The following is a 2,202-nucleotide window of genomic DNA, read 5'->3' as shown; positions in this document are numbered from 1 at the left end:
GTCAGAGCAAATAAGCGATGATTTAAGTAATGAAGAAACAGTGTTTGAACGCTTAGGTGGCACACGCGCTATTTATCAGCAACTCGATACAGAAGTTTTACTATGTGTAAATGGCGAAAATTACGCTATGCCGTTAACCGACTTAGCGGCGGTTAAACTACTTACCGATCATACTGAGTTTGAAAGTTCAGCATTAAATTTAACAAAGCCAAGTTTAGTTTTTACTCAAACTTTTACTACACTTGTTAATGAGGGGATCTGGTTTAATATAGACCACGAGTAATAATACCAATTATATTAATAATGATGAGCATTTTACAGCGTAAGATATTATGTATACAGGTCAGTTAAAATTTTTAATTTTCATCTGATATTGGCTTAAATAATTTTGCTGTGATTGCTTACTCATTCTAATTTGGTATCAATAGGAGTTTGCAATGGGCTATCTGGTTGATAAGGTTGAATGGCATATAAAAAAAGATATGCTACAAAAAATTCGAGAGCGAGTTTTTGTTTACGAGTTACATATCCCCAAGCATATCGAATTTGATAGCCTAGATAAAATTGCATTACATGTACTTGTTACAGACGATGCAAACTGCCCAATAGCAACAGGTAGATTATGTAAAGATGGCTTAATCGGCAGAATAGCTGTATTACCTGAGCACCGTAATCGCAAAGTATATAAATCGCTTCTCAACTTTATTGTAGAATTAGCGTCAAACCAAGGTATTGAAGAAGTAAGCATTAATTGTATTTTAAATGAAGTAGAGCGTTTTAAGCGCAATGGCTTTATTCAGCAAGGGAATGTATTTATGGAGGCGGGAATTCCTAGGCAACGTATGCAATGCCCTGTTTCGGCGTTTAATACTACTCCCTTCACACTTGTCCATTAGATAAAGAGAAGGGCGATATATAAGCTATCACCCTCTACTTTTTTACTTAACCCAAACTGTCGTTACTTTACCTCATTTGCCCACAGCGGTTCATTATCATACATTTCGTACAAGCCATGTGCTCTGTTTATAAGTAAGTTAGCAAAGTCTACCTGTGTTTTATCACGCGCGCCTGTACTCATAATTTGATCCGCTTTTAATTGCCACTGCAAAGAAAAGTAACGCATTGCATCACGCGCATCTGTAGCTGCACTTACTTCAGCATGATCTGTAGGTAACCGCCCTGTTACTACCCAATATGTTTTACCGTTCTGTGCTTTAAATTTCCACATTGCACAAAGTGGTGCTAAAAATCGACTGTCTTTATCAACTACTGATTTTGGCATAATGCCCTTTTCGGCTAAATGCTTTTGCGCTGTTTGAAAACATTCGCGTTGCCACTGCATTCTTTGCTCATCAGTTATAACTTGTTCTTTTGCTGTTAATGGCTTTTTTTCTTGTTGCTGCATTTTTATTAACCTTTTACTTCTTTTTTAACACTCTAAGGGCTTAGTAAATAAGGTGCAAGTATAAAACGGTCATTTGCACCTTAAAGCGCTCTGTTTGCTGTGTTTTTAGCCAAACTATTATTTTATATCGTGATCAAACGAACCCACATCACCCGGAAATACTACTGGCGACTCAACACCGTCTTTACTGACAGAGGCTACACCAAAGTAATAATTATCAATCACTACGTTTTTAAGTGTGTACTGTGAAACCTTACCAACGTATTTACTAAACTGCCATTGCGGCTCGCTCGTGTAACGCCAATAAATTTTATAGCCAGCAATATTTTCATCACTGCTTTGTTGCCATGAAAACGACGTATCAGCTGTAACAGCTCCCTTTATTTTAACTTCTTTTGGTGGTGCGGGCGCCCACGCCATAGATGCCATCGTTACCGCATTAAGTGAAGTTAACTTAGCCGTATAATCAAAATCAACGCCTTCAATAGTATCGCCATACTCAACGCCATTTTCAGTGCGTAAATCTTGATGCTGACGATCGTAGTGCTCGTTAGTTTCCATAATACGCACTGCTGCAAAACCTGCATCATTAAATGGACGATGATGCCCACCACGGCCAAATCTATCTAATCGATATACAAGCATTGTATCTAGGTTAGGAATGTATCTGTCAGCAATAGTATCTATGTAGCGCGCTAAATTTCGACTCGCCGAATCAACTTCACCACCCGTAAAGCGGCGAGTATTAGCTTGCTCTTTTGTTTCTACAACACGGGTACCTTCTGAAAATATACGCG

Annotated in this window: 3 protein-coding genes and 1 pseudogene; 2 read left to right on the top strand and 2 right to left on the bottom strand. The window is 38.3% G+C overall.

From position 1 onward, the window contains the following. Together H5072_RS17465 and H5072_RS17460 are read left to right on the top strand one after the other, a co-directional pair. Positions 1-283: winged helix domain-containing protein (locus H5072_RS17465; RefSeq protein ID WP_310735895.1), on the top strand; the 283-nt coding region annotated here is incomplete at its 5' end. Between the two features lie 154 nt (positions 284-437). Further along, complete coding sequence (locus H5072_RS17460) at positions 438-896, top strand: GNAT family N-acetyltransferase (RefSeq protein WP_182694273.1); 459 nt, start codon at positions 438-440, stop codon at positions 894-896. 62 nt (positions 897-958) lie between these two features. Here the strand turns inward: H5072_RS17460 and H5072_RS17455 are convergent, their stop codons facing one another. Continuing rightward, a complete protein-coding gene (locus H5072_RS17455) occupies positions 959-1,405 on the bottom strand; it encodes a DUF4826 family protein (protein WP_182694272.1) in 447 nt (148 codons plus the stop codon). A gap of 117 nt (positions 1,406-1,522) precedes the next feature. Beyond that, a pseudogene (locus H5072_RS17450) lies at positions 1,523-2,202 on the bottom strand (M28 family metallopeptidase); the annotation flags it as partial.

Origin of the sequence: Pseudoalteromonas sp. SR45-5 (assembly GCF_014163565.1) — a bacterium.
In the GTDB taxonomy this organism is placed as follows: domain Bacteria; phylum Pseudomonadota; class Gammaproteobacteria; order Enterobacterales; family Alteromonadaceae; genus Pseudoalteromonas; species Pseudoalteromonas distincta.
Note: the sequence above shows the minus strand (reverse complement) of the source record. Positions and strands in the feature narration are given on the sequence as shown.

Bases quoted from the DNA above. Each gene is read 5' to 3' on its own strand.
- H5072_RS17460 (WP_182694273.1), top strand. From the start codon at position 438: ATGGGCTATCTGGTTGATAAGGTTGAATGGCATATAAAAAAAGATATG.
- H5072_RS17455 (WP_182694272.1), bottom strand. From the start codon at position 1,405: ATGCAGCAACAAGAAAAAAAGCCATTAACAGCAAAAGAACAAGTTATA.